This window comes from Snodgrassella sp. M0110 (assembly GCF_016101465.1).
Lineage (GTDB): Bacteria > Pseudomonadota > Gammaproteobacteria > Burkholderiales > Neisseriaceae > Snodgrassella > Snodgrassella alvi.
The window spans coordinates 287,977-305,100 of record NZ_JACFQM010000003.1 but is presented as its reverse complement, the minus strand read 5'-3'; the positions used below and the strand labels follow the sequence as shown (position 1 = coordinate 305,100).

Annotated in this window: 15 protein-coding genes; 11 read left to right on the top strand and 4 right to left on the bottom strand. The window is 42.2% G+C overall.

What is annotated here, in order from left to right:
- Nucleotides 1-24 precede the first annotated feature (24 nt).
- Nucleotides 25-1,434 (top strand): FAD-dependent oxidoreductase, encoded by a 1,410-nt coding sequence (locus H3T84_RS06340; protein WP_025330042.1) that lies wholly within the window; start codon nucleotides 25-27, stop codon nucleotides 1,432-1,434.
- A gap of 77 nt (nucleotides 1,435-1,511) precedes the next feature.
- Here the strand turns inward: H3T84_RS06340 and H3T84_RS06335 are convergent, their stop codons facing one another.
- Together H3T84_RS06335 and H3T84_RS06330 are read right to left on the bottom strand one after the other, a co-directional pair.
- A complete protein-coding gene (locus H3T84_RS06335) occupies nucleotides 1,512-3,140 on the bottom strand; it encodes an FAD-dependent oxidoreductase (RefSeq protein ID WP_198218569.1) in 1,629 nt (542 codons plus the stop codon).
- A gap of 13 nt (nucleotides 3,141-3,153) precedes the next feature.
- Nucleotides 3,154-4,662, bottom strand: coding sequence for a polyamine aminopropyltransferase (locus tag H3T84_RS06330; protein WP_198218568.1), 1,509 nt, complete (start codon nucleotides 4,660-4,662; stop codon nucleotides 3,154-3,156).
- Between the two features lie 197 nt (nucleotides 4,663-4,859).
- Between H3T84_RS06330 and H3T84_RS06325 the strand changes: the two genes are divergently transcribed.
- Genes H3T84_RS06325 through speD form a run of 4 tightly spaced genes read left to right on the top strand, consistent with a single transcriptional unit; the run spans nucleotide 4,860 to nucleotide 8,545 of the window.
- Nucleotides 4,860-5,258 (top strand): DUF350 domain-containing protein, encoded by a 399-nt coding sequence (locus H3T84_RS06325; protein ID WP_037473157.1) that lies wholly within the window; start codon nucleotides 4,860-4,862, stop codon nucleotides 5,256-5,258.
- A 31-nt stretch (nucleotides 5,259-5,289) separates the two neighbouring features.
- A complete protein-coding gene (locus tag H3T84_RS06320; RefSeq protein ID WP_370524041.1) occupies nucleotides 5,290-6,333 on the top strand; it encodes an SPFH domain-containing protein in 1,044 nt (347 codons plus the stop codon).
- A gap of 8 nt (nucleotides 6,334-6,341) precedes the next feature.
- On the top strand, nucleotides 6,342-8,180 hold the full coding sequence (locus H3T84_RS06315) for a DUF4178 domain-containing protein (protein ID WP_198218567.1): 1,839 nt from the start codon (nucleotides 6,342-6,344) through the stop codon (nucleotides 8,178-8,180).
- Nucleotides 8,168-8,545 (top strand): adenosylmethionine decarboxylase, encoded by a 378-nt coding sequence (gene speD / locus H3T84_RS06310; RefSeq protein WP_198218566.1) that lies wholly within the window; start codon nucleotides 8,168-8,170, stop codon nucleotides 8,543-8,545. The genes H3T84_RS06315 and speD overlap by 13 nt, the downstream gene beginning before the upstream one ends.
- Before the next feature lie 363 nt (nucleotides 8,546-8,908).
- Here the strand turns inward: speD and H3T84_RS06305 are convergent, their stop codons facing one another.
- Both H3T84_RS06305 and H3T84_RS06300 read right to left on the bottom strand, forming a co-directional pair.
- Nucleotides 8,909-9,550 carry a hypothetical protein gene (locus H3T84_RS06305; RefSeq protein WP_174832939.1) on the bottom strand — a complete coding sequence of 214 codons (642 nt, stop codon included), beginning with the start codon at nucleotides 9,548-9,550 and terminating at the stop codon, nucleotides 8,909-8,911.
- Nucleotides 9,551-10,176: 626 nt separating this feature from the next.
- On the bottom strand, nucleotides 10,177-10,983 hold the full coding sequence (locus tag H3T84_RS06300; protein ID WP_174832940.1) for an outer membrane protein assembly factor BamD: 807 nt from the start codon (nucleotides 10,981-10,983) through the stop codon (nucleotides 10,177-10,179).
- Here H3T84_RS06300 and rluD point away from each other — a divergent pair.
- From rluD to H3T84_RS06270, 6 genes are all read left to right on the top strand, one after another.
- On the top strand, nucleotides 10,982-12,112 hold the full coding sequence (gene rluD, locus H3T84_RS06295; protein ID WP_198218565.1) for a 23S rRNA pseudouridine(1911/1915/1917) synthase RluD: 1,131 nt from the start codon (nucleotides 10,982-10,984) through the stop codon (nucleotides 12,110-12,112). The genes H3T84_RS06300 and rluD overlap by 2 nt on opposite strands.
- 9 nt (nucleotides 12,113-12,121) lie before the next feature.
- On the top strand, nucleotides 12,122-12,913 hold the full coding sequence (gene pgeF / locus H3T84_RS06290) for a peptidoglycan editing factor PgeF (RefSeq protein ID WP_174832942.1): 792 nt from the start codon (nucleotides 12,122-12,124) through the stop codon (nucleotides 12,911-12,913).
- Nucleotides 12,914-13,238: 325 nt separating this feature from the next.
- On the top strand, nucleotides 13,239-13,766 hold the full coding sequence (locus H3T84_RS06285; RefSeq protein ID WP_198218564.1) for a DUF6882 domain-containing protein: 528 nt from the start codon (nucleotides 13,239-13,241) through the stop codon (nucleotides 13,764-13,766).
- 320 nt (nucleotides 13,767-14,086) lie between these two features.
- A complete protein-coding gene (locus H3T84_RS06280) occupies nucleotides 14,087-15,877 on the top strand; it encodes a 2-isopropylmalate synthase (protein ID WP_025330072.1) in 1,791 nt (596 codons plus the stop codon).
- A 481-nt stretch (nucleotides 15,878-16,358) separates the two neighbouring features.
- Entirely contained in the window at nucleotides 16,359-16,661 is a 303-nt protein-coding gene (gene ureA / locus H3T84_RS06275) for an urease subunit gamma (RefSeq protein ID WP_037392615.1), read from the top strand.
- A gap of 91 nt (nucleotides 16,662-16,752) precedes the next feature.
- On the top strand, nucleotides 16,753-17,067 hold the full coding sequence (locus tag H3T84_RS06270) for an urease subunit beta (protein ID WP_198218563.1): 315 nt from the start codon (nucleotides 16,753-16,755) through the stop codon (nucleotides 17,065-17,067).
- Nucleotides 17,068-17,124 lie beyond the last annotated feature (57 nt).

Sequence of the window (17,124 nt, the reverse complement as noted above, 5' to 3'; positions counted from 1 at the left end):
TAGAAATATTGCAAGGAACACCAGATGAGTCAACGCGAAAATGTTTATCAGTTTATTGATGTGCCGCGTGTGGATCCCCCGAAAGAACCGCTGACTGTACGTCGGCATGAGTTTGCGGAAATTTATCAGCCGTTTACTACTGCACAGGCTATTGCCCAGGCAGACCGCTGTCTGGCCTGTGGTAATCCGTACTGTCAGAATAAATGTCCTTTACACAATAATATTCCCAACTGGTTGCGACTGGCCAATGAAGGAAGAATTATCGAAGCAGTTGAACTGGCACACTCTACCAACAGTCTGCCGGAAGTCTGCGGACGGGTTTGCCCGCAAGACCGCTTGTGTGAAGGTGATTGCACGCTGAATGCTGAATTCGGAGCTGTTACGATTGGAGCCATTGAAAAATACATTACTGAACAGGCTTTTGCACAGGGATGGCATCCTGATATCAGTAAGGTGGAAAAAGTAGGCAAAAAAGTGGCGGTAGTCGGTGCCGGTCCGGCCGGGCTGGGCTGTGCCGATGTACTGATTCGCAATGGTGTGGATGTTACAGTTTACGAACGGGCGACAGAAATCGGCGGTTTACTGACTTTCGGTATTCCGGCTTTTAAACTGGAAAAAGAAGTGATGATGCGCCGCCGTCATGTACTGACTGATATGGGTATTGAGTTCAGACTGGGGGTAACAGTAGGTGAAGATGTTACCCTGCAGGAATTGGAACAGCAGTATGATGCGGTATTTCTGGGTGTAGGTACTTATCAGGGGCTGCGTGCAGGTATTGAAAATGAAGATGCCGCTGGTGTTTATCTGGCATTACCTTATTTAATCGGCAATACCGAACATTTGCTGAATATTCCCAGTAAAGATTATGTTTCTATGGCCGATAAACGCGTAGTGGTTCTTGGCGGTGGTGATACTGCCATGGATTGTGTGCGTACAGCTTTACGTCAGCAGGCAAAAGAGGTTATCTGTGCCTATCGCCGCGATGCGGCCAATATGCCCGGATCAAAAAAAGAATTCAATAATGCGCGTGAAGAAGGTGTTCAGTTCAAATTCAATGTGCAGCCACAGGCAGTAGTGACTGATGCTGATGGTACAGTAAGCGGTATTCAGGTAGTAAAAACCATAATGGGCGCGCCGGATGAACGCGGGCGCCGGCGTGCTGAAATTGTTGCCGGCAGTGAAGAAGTGATTGCCTGCGATGCGGTGATTGTGGCGTTTGGTTTTGCTCCGCACAGTATGCCTTGGTTAAACAGTGTTGGTGTTACTGTGGATGAACGCGGCCGGATTCAGACCTGTGGTGAATATAAACAGCAGACAGCCAACCCCAGAATTTTTGCCGGTGGTGATATTACCCGTGGTTCTGATCTGGTGGTTACTGCTATTGCCGAGGGTCGTGATGCGGCACAAAGTATTATGGATTATCTTGAAGTTTAGAAACTTTGTTATCTGAATCAAACAGCCTGCTGCCATATTTCTGGCAGCAGGCTGTTTGTTTGTTCTGATACCGCATATTAGTGTTGTGCCAGTATCTGAACTGCCGCACGTTTACCCCAGTAGCAGGCTTCTTCAAAAATCGAATAACCGGATAAATCACTGTGTGCAAACTGTAAGCGACCGGTATAAGTACGCAGTGACTGTAAACCCTGATTGGACAGATAGCCCGGTTGCGGTACAGCCATGGCATGGCCACGTAAACTTAAACGCGCCTGCAACATACGCCGGCGTAGTTTAACTCCATAGATTTGCTCGAGTTCTGCGGCCGCACATTGATAAATTTCATCGGTTGAGGCAGACAGCATCCAGCGGCGCACATTAGCAGGGGTATCATGATTCAGCGCAGTATAGGCGGTAAATGAGGTATAGGCCGGTGGACCCTGCCGGATTTGCTGGTGGGTTGCCACCACATAACCCAGTCCTTTCCCCTGATAGAGGATATTATCCCAGGCAAGTTTGCTGCCCTTGCGTTCTGCCGGAAAACCACGCAGCAGAAAGTTTGCCACTATCCATGGTGCATATTGCGGCATATGGATATCCGGTTTGAATCCGTACTGCTGAATATCTTTAACCACATGGGCTGCAATATAAAGTGGCATGGCACATACAGCATGCTGAGCCTCGAGCCAGTAATATTGTTGCCGCTCTGTACAGATAAGCAGGCGAACACCCTGATCATGCTCTTCAATTGAAACAGCAAAGGCATTGATGCTATATGGCTGAGTGCGCGGCAAACTAATATTCGCCAGACCGGTTGCCGGATGCAGGCGGCAGAATGTGCGTATCCGTTGTGACAGTTCATTCAAACCATCAGGCCATGTCATTATTGTGCCATGCTCATTTTGCTGATTACCGCGCGCGCAAAAATAGTGCAAACCTGCCCAGGCACTGATTTGTCTGATACTTTGTCCGTAATCATCACGGCAGCAATAGTCCAGATACCATAAAAATGTCGGCGAACGATAGTTTTGCTGCTCAAGCCAGTCAGCAAATGTTATTTTTTCCAGACGGCGCCATTGGCTATCCATGCTGGCTAAATCAAGCGGAATAGTGAATAAACGCTTACCATCCGTACCACGCTGACTACTGAGCCTGTGTACAAACTGAAAAAAGCGTTTACTGTCGGCATCTGTATGCGGCAGTAAATCGTTCTGCCATTGCTGCTGATAAAACAGACGCTCATTGGGTACTTGAAGTAAAGCCCGCTCATCATAGACACCATGCTGATAGAGCTGTAAATCACTAAGTAGTTCGTGAATATGTTCTGATTCAGGCGAAGGCAGGGGCAGATAATGGGCTCCGGTCGGATAGTTTACGCCAAACTGCTGTTCGCCGCGGTTATTGCCATTGCGTTCAGCCCCGTCAAGTAAAATATAATCCTGCATGCCTTGTCTGGATAATTGCCACGCCGCAGCCAGAGCTGCCGCCCCGCTGCCGACAATCGCAGTATTCACACTGAATCTGGGTATCTCTGCCGGGACATTTATACGGGCATCACGAATAGCATGGCCGGTTGCCTTACCGGGAAAATCTATACTGACTGGCGGTTGCCCTGGTCTGAAATAGCGCCATGCCTCATAGCCGGTTAGACCTACCATACTGGCACCGAGCACATGGTTGAGAAAACGGCGGCGACTGATTTTCATTTCTGCTATTCCTTTAGCGCATGACAGCGCGCCAGTCAGCTTCAAAATACTCTACCAGCTTTTGTGTATTCAGATGATTAGGCTCAACAGAGCGGCGTTGCATATCTTTCGGAAAAATAAACATTTCTCTTGTACTATCGGCATCCAGATAGCGTGTTGGTACCTGATAATGATCAGGAATCAGAAATTCACCGCTCTGATTTGCCATTACATAACCCCATTCACCGAATGACGGAACATAAACATGATAAGGCAGAGTCTTTAAGCCGGCCGTTTCCAGCGTGTTTACAATACACCAGAACGCATTCGGGGCAAAATAAGGTGAAGTGGACTGCACTACGATATTGCCCTGCGGATTTAAATGCTGTGCAACCATCCGGTACATTGGAACTGAATACAGCTTGCCCAGAGAAAAATTAGACGGGTCGGGAAAATCGATAATGATTGCATCGAATTTCTGCTGATTGTGTTCCAGCCATTGTGCCGCATCCGCATTGATAATATGCATTTTCGGATTATTCAATGAATTCTGGTTAAGCTGGCGCAAATGAGTAGAGTTACGGAATACTTTAGTCATGCTGGCATCCAGATCGACCAGAGTAACCTGCTTAACCTGAGGGTATTTCAGTACTTCACGTGCGGCCAGTCCGTCACCGCCGCCCAGTATTAGAACGCTGGCAGTTTGAGGATTCTGTTCCATTACCGGCAAGACCAGTGCTTCGTGATAACGGGCTTCATCCATTGAAGAAAATTGTAAATTGCCGTTAATAAATAAACGGGTATCATTATGCCATTTTGTAATGACCAGACGCTGATAAGGAGAGGCTGTGCTGTATACGACCGGATCGCCGAAATAATGCTGTTCTGCCTTATCGGTAATTTTATTGGCATAGCAGAAAAGAAGAATCAGAATAAGCAGAACCACATTACCGCGCAGATACAGGCTGCGGTAGCGGCGTAAGTTTTTTTTAAACAACCGTGCAGTTAATAATGCAACAACCGTATTCAGAATACCGAACAGCAGAGCGCTTCTGGCCATACCGAGTTTGGGTGCCAGAATCAAAGGAAAGAGCAGAGAAACAGCCAGTGCACCCAGATAATCAAAAGTCAGCACCCGGCTAACGACTTCTTTAAATTCAACTTCCCGTAAATTGAGTACCCGCATGACCAGCGGCAGTTCCATTCCGGTAACAATACCAATGGTCAGTACCATTCCGTACAGTATCGAACGAAAAGGTGTCTCAGAGAAGCCAAACAGAACAAACAGCAGCAGCGCAGAAATACCGCCAACGATACCCACCAGAATTTCGATATCAATAAAACGGTTTAATGCATCTTTGTCCTTAATATAGCGTGTCATATGTGCACCGATACCCATCGCAAACATGTACACGCCGATAATTGAAGAAAACTGAAGTATCGAATCACCAAGCAGATAACTGGCCAGAGCAGCAATAATCAGTTCATATGCCAGACCGCAGCTGGCTACCACAAATACCGATACAATTAAAGCAGGATTCACCGTTTATCCTTTTATTCATTTTGTCTGCTTCAGGCACAGGCAGCTGTGAGGCATCCTGTCTGACTAAACTGTATATACTGATAAGGCAATAATTATATTCATATGTTAAATTTTTGCATATTAAAGTAAATTCAATACTATACAAAATAATTATTATACGGTATGTTTAACATCAGAAATAATCGGGATAATAAATAATGACAATTCCTCTATTGCAATATCTCCAATATTTAAAATACTTTGCGGTGGCACTATCCATGCTAATCGCGTTTGTTTTATTATATATGCGTATTACTCCTGTAGCTGAGCTGAAATTAATTAAACAGGGGAATATCGCCTGTGCTGTTTCTCTGAGCGGTTCAATGATTGGTTTTTGCATCACTCTGACTTCCAGTATGCTGCAATCAGTTAATCTGGTCAGTTTTATTATCTGGGGCATAGCAGCTATGATTATTCAGATTCTGGTGTATTTGATTGCTACACTGCTGATACCTAAAGCTAATCAGGAATTGGAAAATAATAATATTGCAGTCGGAATTCTGCTTTTTGGTCTGTCTGTGGCTATCGGTATTCTCAATGCTGCAGCATTAAGTTAATTATTAACTTTATTTAAACTGGATACGAACAATGGTAATGAATTCAATTTTTGGCAGTAATGGTCTGGGTGGCTTCATTAAGAAACAATTTATTGACGTTATCCAGTGGGAAAATCCAGACCCCGAAGTGTTAATGTGGCGGTTTCCCTTACAGGATCAGGAAATTCAGAATGGTGCTGCTCTGGTGGTGCGTGAAGCACAGTCTGCTCTTTTTGTGGATGAAGGTCAGATTGCAGATCAGTTTGGTACAGGCACATTTACCCTTAATACCCAGAATCTGCCTTTACTCACTAGTCTGAAAAACTGGGGTAAATTATTTCAGTCTCCATTTAAATCGGATGTGTATTTTTTCAATCTGCGTCAGCAATTATCCAGACGCTGGGGGACTGCACAGCCGGTTACTATTCGCGACAGTGATTTTGGTGCCATCGCTGTACGCTCGTTTGGTATGTACTCTTTTCGCATTGCCCAGCCGGCAGTTTTCTTTCGTGAAGTAAGCGGTGTCTGTGAAGAATACCGAACTGAAACACTGGAAGAGCAGCTGCGTAATCTAGTCATTACCCAGATGGCCACTGCTTTTGGCAATTCTTCTATTCCTTTTCTGGATATGGCTGCTAACCAGCTAATGCTGTCACAGCAAATGATAACATTACTGAAACCGGCTTTTGCAGAGCTCGGACTGGAGCTGGAAAAGTTTACTGTGGAAAGCATTACTCTGCCGGAAAATCTGCAAAAGCGTCTGGATGAGCGTATCGGCATGGGTATTGTCGGTGATATAACACGTTATACCCAGTATCAGACTGCACAGGCCATTCCGCTGGCTGCGGAAAATGAAGGCGGTATTGCCGGAATTGGTGCCGGACTGGCTGCGGGTATGAATATAGCCACTGTGATGACTTCAGGTCTGACCGGAACGGTGGCTGCACAGACTGCACCGGCCGTTAGTACTGAAAACGGATCTTCAGATTTAACTGCGCGGCTCGCGCAACTGAAAACATTGCTGGAGCAAAATCTGATTAGTCAGAATGATTATGATACTGCCAAAGCTGAGATTATCAAAAAAATCACCGGTTAATTCGCAGTATGAATAGTTCGTCCTCTTATCTGCTGCACACAAGCTGTCCCAGCTGCGGGGCTGAAATCGGAATCCGTTCAGCGACCGCTGTCACTGCGGTTTGCGGCTATTGTCATTCTGTTTTATTAGTTAATCAGAATAAACTGCTTCAGTCAGGGCGCCATTCTGCAGTACTGAATGATTTATCTCCGCTGCAAATCGGTACTACCGGGGAGTGGCAGGGTAAGTCATTTATTCTGATCGGGCGTATACAAGTACATTATGAAGCAGGTTTATGGAATGAGTGGCATGCACTGTTAGCCGATGGCAGCAGTGCATGGCTGTCTGAAACTAATGACCGGTTTGCTTTTACCCGTTTGCAGCCGGCATCTGCCTGTCAGGAAAAATTACCCGAATTCAGTAGTCTGGAAATCGGCAAAACATTTTTTAAGTATCAGTCACGTCGGTATGCTGTAGCTGATATTCACAAAACCAGCCGCGGTCAGTATGTGGCTGAGGGTGAGTTACCTGTATCGCTGCCAAATTCTGAAACAGCACTGGTAGCTGATTGCCGTAATGGTTTGTCATTTATTACGCTGGATTATTCATCCGGTCAGCAACAGCCTGAAGTATTCGCAGGTCGGGGAGTAACCCTGAAATCACTGAAACTGCAAAACACTCGCAGAAAAGAGCAGATACGCAGCCAGGCCGGTTATGTAAAAGGCAGTACTAAAAGAGGTAAATGCCCGAGTTGCGGAGGTGAAATTCTCTGGGTAAGCGGGGTAACCGATTACGTACTATGCCAGTATTGCCGCAGTCAGATGGATATGAGTGAAGACGCGGCATTACAGAAAAACATCAGTGAAAATCGTGAATGGTATGAGCGTCAGTTAACCATTAAAATTGGCAGTAAAGCACGTATCAACAATGAAGACTGGTGGGTACTGGGTGCAATGATACTTGTGGAATTACCAGTACAGATAGCTTTTCCGGATGTACCTTTGTATGTGCAGGTTATGCGTGAAGAGACAGAGGAAGAAGACAGTCTTGGCTGGACTGAATATCTGCTTTACTCACCCCAAAAAGGCTTTTTATGGCTGCTGGAGCTGGAAAATAATCAATGGGCAATGGCTTCAACACTGGACGATTGGCCTATTTTAAACGGACCATTACAACCTGTTGATTTGAAAAGAAAAGATATTCCGTTTTTATATGATTATGCTGCCCATGTAATGTATGCTGCCGGTGCATTTTACTGGCAGGTTGCTCCAGGCGATAGAATGTACTATATCGATTATGGTTGCAAGGCGCATAAACTATCTACAACGCTCACAGACAACGAACAATCATGGTCTGTGGTCAGCACTATCCCTGCATCTCTGGTGGCTACATGGTTTCAAAATGATAAAAATATCAGTATTAAAGCAAAACCCCTTGAGCGGGATAAAGCTGTTGAAATTGTGCGTGAACATCAAGGCATTAAAGCAAAAGATTTTAATGCCGACAATATCAGAAAATGGTCCCGGCAAACCTTTATAAATTCTCTGTTTGATATTTATAACCCTAATTTCTGGTTAGCTTTATTTGTTGTTTTAAATTTACCGGTAATTTTTATAATATTGATCGGCGGACCGGCTAATTATGACTATGGATTTGATGCACTAGGAATGTTTTTGTTAGCTTTTGGTTGTCTGATAAATCTGCCCAAACCAGAAAATCGTCAATTAAATAAAACCAAGAAATACAATATCTATTATGCTGCAATGATATTAATTGCACTCACATGGACAAATTATGGCATACATGAAACAGATACAAACTCTTCGGGCGGGCATTATTATAGTAGCAGCGGGCGATGGCACAAATAAAACAGCTTAATCGTAGCATAGGACAGCACTGCTTACTGGATGTTTATCAAATAAATGGTTACTGGTTGCAGGATGCTGTTGCCATCGAAGAATTATTGCGTCAGGCTGCGCAGGCAGCACAGGCACATATCCTTACCAGTCATTTTCATACTTTCGGCGGCAGCGGTGGTGTTACGGGTGTATTGTTATTGGCGGAATCACATATCAGTATACATACATGGCCTGAGCATCACTATGCTGCTATTGATATATTCATGTGCGGACAGTTACTGACAGAAGCGGCTGTGGCAAAATTACAAAAATCATTACCGGATGCACAGATGCAGATTCAATGGTTAGTACGCGAATATTTACCAAAAATATAAAAAATTTTTCTGATATGAAATCAGGATAATAATAATCAGAACATACTTTTCAATTTCAGAAACGATACCTGCAGAAATTCCGAACATAAATTATTTAAAAGGAAAGCATGGAGAAATAGTTTATGCAGGTAGTCAATAAAGTAATATGAAAAATAAAATCGGTATAAATAATTCAGTAAAATCATCAAAATAAGTTTACAAAAATCCTTCAATAAATTGCTGACTCCTATTTGAAAAATCGACATCAATTTTATCTGTTGCTTGTTGAATGAGTATTTGCTGTATGAAATGAATACAGATTACTTGATGTGTAAAGCCCTGCATCATAGATAAAGATTTTATAAAACAGAATAATTATTAGTCTTAGTAATTTAGGATACAAGCATCAATAGCAGAACAATGAAGCCATTTTTTAATTTTCCTATTTTTTTCTGTTGTATATTCAATTTCATAAAAATCATTTTTATAATTTAATAATTCTACCTTATCCTCTCTAATTAAATATATTTTTGTTTTATTTTTTAAATTTGGAGAATCATATAGATAACTCTTATCCACTGTAAGCTTAAATCCATATTCTTCGGGCTGATATTGAGTTAAAAGGAAACGATTTATACAATCATTAATATCTGTTGAAGTATAAAATGTGTTGCAAAATTTTGAAGCATATTTCTCTGTTAATAGATTGAAATAAATATTATATTGTTTTTGCTCTGGAATTTTAGTGATGTATTTTTGTAATTTAATATTTACTGGTATCTTATTATGATATATCAATAAAATTAATTCATTAATAAAAGAATTTTGTTCTCTACGTAAACATAATGGATAACTAAATTTATCCTCCTGACCAAAGCGGTAAACATCAATATTATTACTTACCCACTCGCATTTTTTATTCACCTCACCTTCCCATTCCTTCTGAAAAATATCAATATTTTTTTTTAAAAGAATTTTAGATAATTTATCTATTATAGTTGAATTATGTTTTATAGTATTATCCATATCAATGAACATCCTCTCTATTGGACTAACATAACTAAAAACATTGTTACTCATAAAAATTAATATAAATAGTAAAATCTTCTTCATTATCATCATTCGCTTTGGAAGATTTAGCAGCATCATCTCTTCTTTTCAATCATTGATTTGAATTCTATCCATCTCTAATTATTCCGTAATTTTATTTGAATGTCTTGCATTTTCTTCACTAATACCATTGCCTGCCACATAAACTTGATTATGAATTCCTTTTCGTCTCATTATTACTTTGATCTATATTCCTACTTTTTCCTTGCCTGCTGATTGAATTAAATCAGAAAGTTATCAGGTTTTTGACACATCTTACTAAAATAATTCTGCAAACCTGCTAAGCCCTCCCCAAACAGGCAACATATCTTGCTGCATTCATTTACATAAAAATAGGCAATAGACTATCATTAACAATAAAATAATTTTTAACTAATAAACAGCCATTACAACTCTTTTATCTCTTAGCAGGTCTAGTTAATTTCATGATATTTTCCAAACAAATTCATTGTATAAATATGAAAAAATCAGACCAATACAAAGAATTGGCCTGATTAAGAAGTGTAGCTTGTCTGAGACAGATTGTCATATTAATGTGGCGGTTATTTCCAGTAACGCCACCATGGAATGGCATTATGATCCTGCCATGGTTTTTGTAAATACGGGCTATTCGGAAAATTTTGCGCCAGTACACGTTTGGTATCGTCGCTAAGCTTCTGTTCTCCCAGATTGGTATATGCAGAAATCATTATTGCCAGAGCTTCTTCTACATTTGGCGTATTCTGGTATTGAGAAATTACAGTCTGTGCCCGTCCGGCAGCGGCAAGCCATGCACCGCGCTTCATATAGTAACGTGCAACCGCTAGTTCGTTCCCGCTCAGAGCATCCAGCAGTTTCTGCATTTTATCACGGGCGTCGGCAGCATATTTGCTCTGTGGAAAATATTGTACGAGCTGAGCAAAAGTGGCATAAGCTTCACGGTTCGCTTTAGGATCACGGTCAGACCAGTCCTGTTTTGCCAGTTTGCTGACAAAGGATTTATCTTCATTGAGCTGAATCAGTGCTTTTAAATATAGTGCATAATCCATATTGGGATGTTGCGGGTACAGACGCTGGAACTGCTCAATTGCAACCAGTGCTTTGTCGTTCTCATCATCCTTATAATAAGCATAAGCCGTATCCAGCTGTGCCTGTTCAGCATAAGAACCATATGGGAAACGCGCCTGCAGAATTTCGTATAATTTCTCTGCATGAGTATAATTACGGTGCATCAGCTCATCATGTGCTTCATTGTACAGACGCTGAACTGACCAGTCCTGGGTAATCTGGGAATCTTTATCTACAGTACTTTTGCTGGCACAGGCACTCAGTAACAGGCCTAAGCCCACCGCCAAAAACAAATTTTTCATGAAAGACACTTCTTTGTTAGAGAATGATGACGATTATAACGATGATTTGCCCTTTACGGCAGATGATAGTACACAAAGTTATAAAAATTGGACAGTACCTAATGAGCTGGCCGGCCTGCGTCTGGATGCCGCACTGGCAAAACTGGCACCGGAATTTTCCCGCAGCCGGCTGACTGCGTGGATAAAAGACGGCCATGTCACAGTCAATGGCAGCGTAGTCCCGCCCAAGTATAAACTGATAGGCGGCGAAGCCATACAGGCAGCCATCCAGCAGGATGAAAGCCAGCTGGCTTTCATACCACAGGCTATGTCACTGGATATTATATATGAAGATGATAGTGTGCTGGTACTGAATAAAACGGCTGGACTGGTTGTACATCCGGCAGCAGGAAACTGGCAGGGCACATTACTCAATGGTTTGCTCGCGTATTGCCCGGCACTGACACAGGTACCACGAGCCGGTATCGTGCACCGTCTGGATAAAGATACCAGCGGATTAATGGTTGTCGCCAAAACCATAGTCGCACAAACTCATCTGGTTCGTCAGTTACAGGCACGGACAGTCAAACGTACTTATCGTGCAGTTGCTGACGGGGTAGTGCCGTTTGACGGTAAAATTGAAACACTGATCGGACGTGATCCGCATAATCGTACCCGTATGGCTGTTGTCCCTTTTGGCGGCAAAGAGGCCATTACGCATGTAAAAGTACTCGAATGTTATGCTGATTTCAGCTATATCGAATGTCAGCTGGAAACCGGACGTACTCATCAGATTCGCGTGCATATGAAAGCTGCCGGACATCCGCTTGCCGGAGATGCTGTTTATGGTAATCCGCGCCATCACGCCACAACAGAAGTCAGAGACGCTATTAAAATGCTGGCACGCCAGGCACTGCATGCCTATCGGCTGAGTTTTATTCATCCGCAAACTCAGGAGAATATGCAATTTGAAGCTCCGTTACCGGCTGATATTTATCATTTACTGTCTGTACTGCGTTTACAGGCAGGCAGGGACTCTTCCATTAAAACCGAAGACCAATGGCAGCAGCGACTGAGTGCGGAAGCAGCAGAAGATGATGACTGGGACGACGATGATTATGATGTGGATGTTATTTATGTACGCGAATAGGACAGAGGAATGAATCAATGGGACATGAATCAGGCACTCGGTCTGAATCAGAATAAAAATGTCTTTTTTAATGCACAATGGCCGGCACCAGCCAGTGTGCATACCCTGTTTACAACGCGTCAGGGCGGTGTGAGCCAGCCACCGTTCAATTCATTGAATGTCGGAGCACATGTCGGTGATAACGCAGATGCCGTGCAGCATAATCGTGCATTAGTACAACAACAGGTAGCAAAACCTCTGGCTTATCTGAATCAGGTGCACAGCGCAGATGTTATTAATGCTGTGTCTGCGTTAACTGCATTGCAGTCAGGTACACCGGCCAATGCTGATGCAAGCTTTTGTCACCGCGGTGAATCGGCAGCCTGTGCGATTATGACAGCCGATTGTTTGCCAGTATTATTGTGTGACCGTGCTGGAACTGTAGTTGCCGCTGCACATGCGGGCTGGCGCGGCCTGGCAAACGGAGTATTGCAGAATACGGTAGAGGCTATGCAGGTTAACCCTCTAGAAATATTAGCTTACCTTGGTCCTGCAATCGGGCCGGAGGCTTTTGAAGTCGGTGCTGAGGTATGGGAGGTGTTTTGTCTGAAACAGCCAAAGGCGCAGACTGCATTTACGGATATTGGTAATGAGCACTATCTGGCTGATATTTATGCTCTGGCACGGCTGGCTCTTGCAGATGCCGGTGTGCATCAGGTATATGGTGGAACGGAATGTACTGTATTGCAGCGGGAGCGTTATTTTTCTTATCGTCGTGACGGGAAAACCGGACGTATGCTCAGTGCAGTCTGGCTCGAATAAAACCAGCAATGGATTAAATTGTTTACAAATCAAATTCATTTTTCAGCCAGAGCATCAATGTTTTTAGGAAATAATCAATTTAAAAATTAAATCATTGATGCTTATGCTGAAATTTAATCTGATTTGCATACTGATAGAGTGGTAAGTACTTGAAGATAAATGATAAATAAATATAATAATATTGTGAATAAATATATGTTATATTTATTTAATTATATAAAATGGTTTAGAGATTAATAATTATTATGATCTAGTTCAATTATTTGTATTAATCAATATATTAAATAATTTTTTCTTAACCAGTGTTATAAACAGGGGATAGAACATGGGTAATTTCTTAAAAAAACTTTTTGGCGGAAAAGAAAAAAATACTGATCAGCATACAACAGAACTTTCCGAGCCAGAGCTTACCATTGCACGCGCAAATAACGAAATACAATTACGCACACAGATAGCGGTAGATACTTGGGGTCTTGATACTGCCGAATGGAGTTCAGACCTTAATACCGGTACGATTACTTTTGTCAATGATGAAAAAAAACTGATGGTAACTGCCCCAGTACAAATAGTTGGTACATACAATACTGAAGACAATACCTGGTTATGGGGGTGGGATCACCCGTCAGTCAGTGAATCGCTCCGTGTAGCTGCACAAAAAGTACGAGATTTTGGTACAGAATATAATCTGGAAAAACTCACCACTCGCAAACTTGAGATTTCTATGGATGATGCCTGGGAATTTGCCGCACTTGCGTGTTATCTCAGCGACGGTGAAGGCTGTTATACCGGTTCGGCAGACTCAACGAAAATATTCATGGTATATGGTACAGTGACAGTAAGTAATAAAGATTAAGCCACTGTTTGGTAGTACTATAGAATATTAAGTATCCGCAGATTAAGAGATTTTAGTATTGTCATAAAAGCATATCTGGCAAATCATAATCATATCCGGTTACCAGATAACCGCCGTTTATCGAAAGATAAACCGGCGGTTTTTATCAAAAGTATAAGCTCAAAAATAATTATCTCTTTTTTATCCAAAATGTCTAAATAAAATTATTCTATTAAGAAAAATATAAATTTAACTTGCTTTAATGTCTAATTTTACGTATATTAGCTTAACGGAATATATTGTAGCACAATAAAATGAGTAAATTGGACAAAAGGTCAGTTATGCAATTGAATATAGACCGCTTAATTGCCTATTTTGGTGGCGTCAATGCTTTGGCAGAAGCACTCAAACAACATTATCCGGATAATGCTGCTTCTACAGCTGCTATTTATAAATGGCGTAAGCGTGGTTCATTACCATTAAATCAGTTACAAAAAATTATTCTAATGGCTGAGAAACAAAATAAGCCGCTGGATATCAATGCATTTATGCAACACAATAACACTACCTTGGAGAGACCAAGAATGACCAGTACCAATAATCGAGTCATTATATTTGACACCACTCTGCGCGATGGAGAACAGTCGCCGGGTGCAGCCATGACCAAAGAAGAAAAAATCCGCATCGCACGCCAGTTGGAGAAGTTAGGTGTAGATGTCATTGAGGCAGGATTTGCTGCTGCCAGTCCGGGTGATTTCGATGCTATTCACAGTATTGCCGAAATTATTCAGAATGCCACGGTATGTTCACTGTCACGGGCTAATGAACGAGATGTACGTAAGGCCGGCGAAGCCATTGCACCGGCAAAGCGCAAACGCATTCATACTTTTATTGCTACCAGCCCGTTGCATATGGAACATAAACTGCGCATGAAACCGCAACAGGTTAAAGAAACCGCAGTTAAAGCAGTAAAAATTGCACGTGAATATACTGATGATGTGGAATTTTCCTGCGAAGATGCATTGCGCAGTGATATCAATTTTCTTGCCGAGATTTGTCAGGCAGTTATTGAAGCAGGTGCTACTACCATCAATATTCCGGATACAGTCGGTTATGCCATTCCTTTTCAGACTGAAGCATTTTTCCGTGAATTGATTCAGAAAACACCCGGCAGTGATAAGGTTATCTGGTCGGCACACTGTCATAATGATCTCGGGCTGGCCGTAGGAAACTCACTGGCCGCAGTAAGTGGTGGTGCACGACAGGTAGAGTGTACTATTAATGGTCTGGGTGAACGGGCAGGTAATGCCAGTCTGGAAGAAGTAGTAATGGCACTGAAGACCCGTCACGACATTTTTGGTCTGGAAACCAATATTGATACCACACAAATTGTTCCTACCTCAAAAATGGTTTCTACAGTTACCGGTTATCCTGTCCAGCCAAATAAAGCCATTGTAGGTGCAAATGCTTTCGCCCATGAGTCCGGTATTCATCAAGATGGAGTGCTGAAATGCCGCGAAACTTATGAAATTATGTCTGCTGAATCAGTTGGCTGGAGTACAAACCGGCTTACACTGGGTAAACTTTCCGGTCGTAATGCTTTCCGGACTAAATTACAGGAGCTGGGTATCGAGCTGGATAGTGAAGAAGCACTGAATGCAGCCTTTGCCCGCTTTAAAGAGCTTGCAGATAAAAAACGTGAAATTTTCGATGAAGACCTGCATGCGCTGGTTTCAGATGAGCTGGTTAGCCGCGCACCGGATCGTTACAAATATGTATCTCTGAGTATTCACAGTGAAACCGGAGAAGAGCCGGTGGCAGAAATTGTTTTTAATCTGGACGGAAACGAAAAACGGGCCAGCGGTCATGGTTCAGGACCGATAGATGCGGTATTCAAAGCCATTGAGTCTAAAGTTAACAGTTCTGCCGATTTACAGCTTTATTCGGTAAATGCGATTACTGCTGGCCCTGAAAGTCAAGGTGAAGTAACCGTACGTTTATCACGCGAAGGCTATATAGTTAATGGCCAGGGAGCTGATACTGATATTCTCGTCGCCAGTGCCAAAGCTTATTTGTCTGCTTTGAATAAGCTGGATAGTCAGCCGCGGATTAAAGCTCAGGGGGTGATTTAATCAGTGTAAAGCAAGTTAAAAGACTTAAAAATTAAATATTTTAAAATGCCTGCTTCTGTTACGGTATAAGTAATCAGAGCAGGCATTTTTATATAAGGATTTTCGATTTAACTGTACAAACTGTTTTGTTTAAGTTTATTATGTTTTTATAACATTTGTTTAATAAATTTGAGTTTAAATAAGGATTTTGAAAGCTAATTTTTTTATTCAAATTTAATCCGATTATGAAATATATAAAACATTTTCTATGGTCGAGTGCCATATTTACTATTCCTGTAACAAATGCTTTTGCAAATGTGGATAAAAATAGTACCGCCTATAAAACCGGGTTTATCTTAGGCAGAATATCTTTAATTATTTTTCTAAGTCTGATCATTTATAAAATTTATCAATATTACAAAGATAGATAAATCTATCTAAGATATATAATAAAGTCATATTAAAATTAATTCATCAATCCAATAATTTACAGAGAGAAACTATGCACTTAACCAGTCGTGAACAGGAAAAACTGATGCTGTTTCTGGCAGGAGAACTTGCGGCCAGACGCCGGGCGCGGGGAGTAAAACTGAACTATCCGGAAGCGATAGCTTATATCAGCAGCCAGCTGCAGGAAGCTGCGCGGGACGGTATGAGTGTGGCCGAACTCATGCAGTACGGAGCAACACTGCTCACCACTGCTGATGTTATGGAAGGTGTTGCTGATATGGTAGATGAAGTCCAGATTGAAGCTACTTTTCCGGACGGGACAAAGCTGGTTACCGTACATCAGCCTATCCGCTGAAATAAACGTCAGTTATTCTGAGATTAGCTGCAGGCGAATTATTATTAAACAGCAAATAATATCTGCTCAAAACAAATTCAGGAGAAACAGCATGATTCCGGGAGAATATATTCTGGCCGCAGATGACATCATGGCCAATCAGAACCGCCGTACAATGACCATTGTGGTCATCAATCGTGGTGACCGTCCGATACAAGTGGGTTCCCACTATCATTTTTATGAAACCAATCCGGCACTTGATTTTGATCGGGAACAGACACGCGGCATGCATCTGAATGTTCCTTCCGGTAACGCAGTCCGGTTTGAACCCGGAGAATCGAAAACGGTAGAACTGACGGAATTTGGCGGGCACAAAAAAATATTTGGTTTTCATAATGCCATAAATGGCAGCGTAAACAGTGAATAATTTATCCGTCTGAGCAATAACAGATTGATGTATATATTCTGATTAATAGCAAAAATA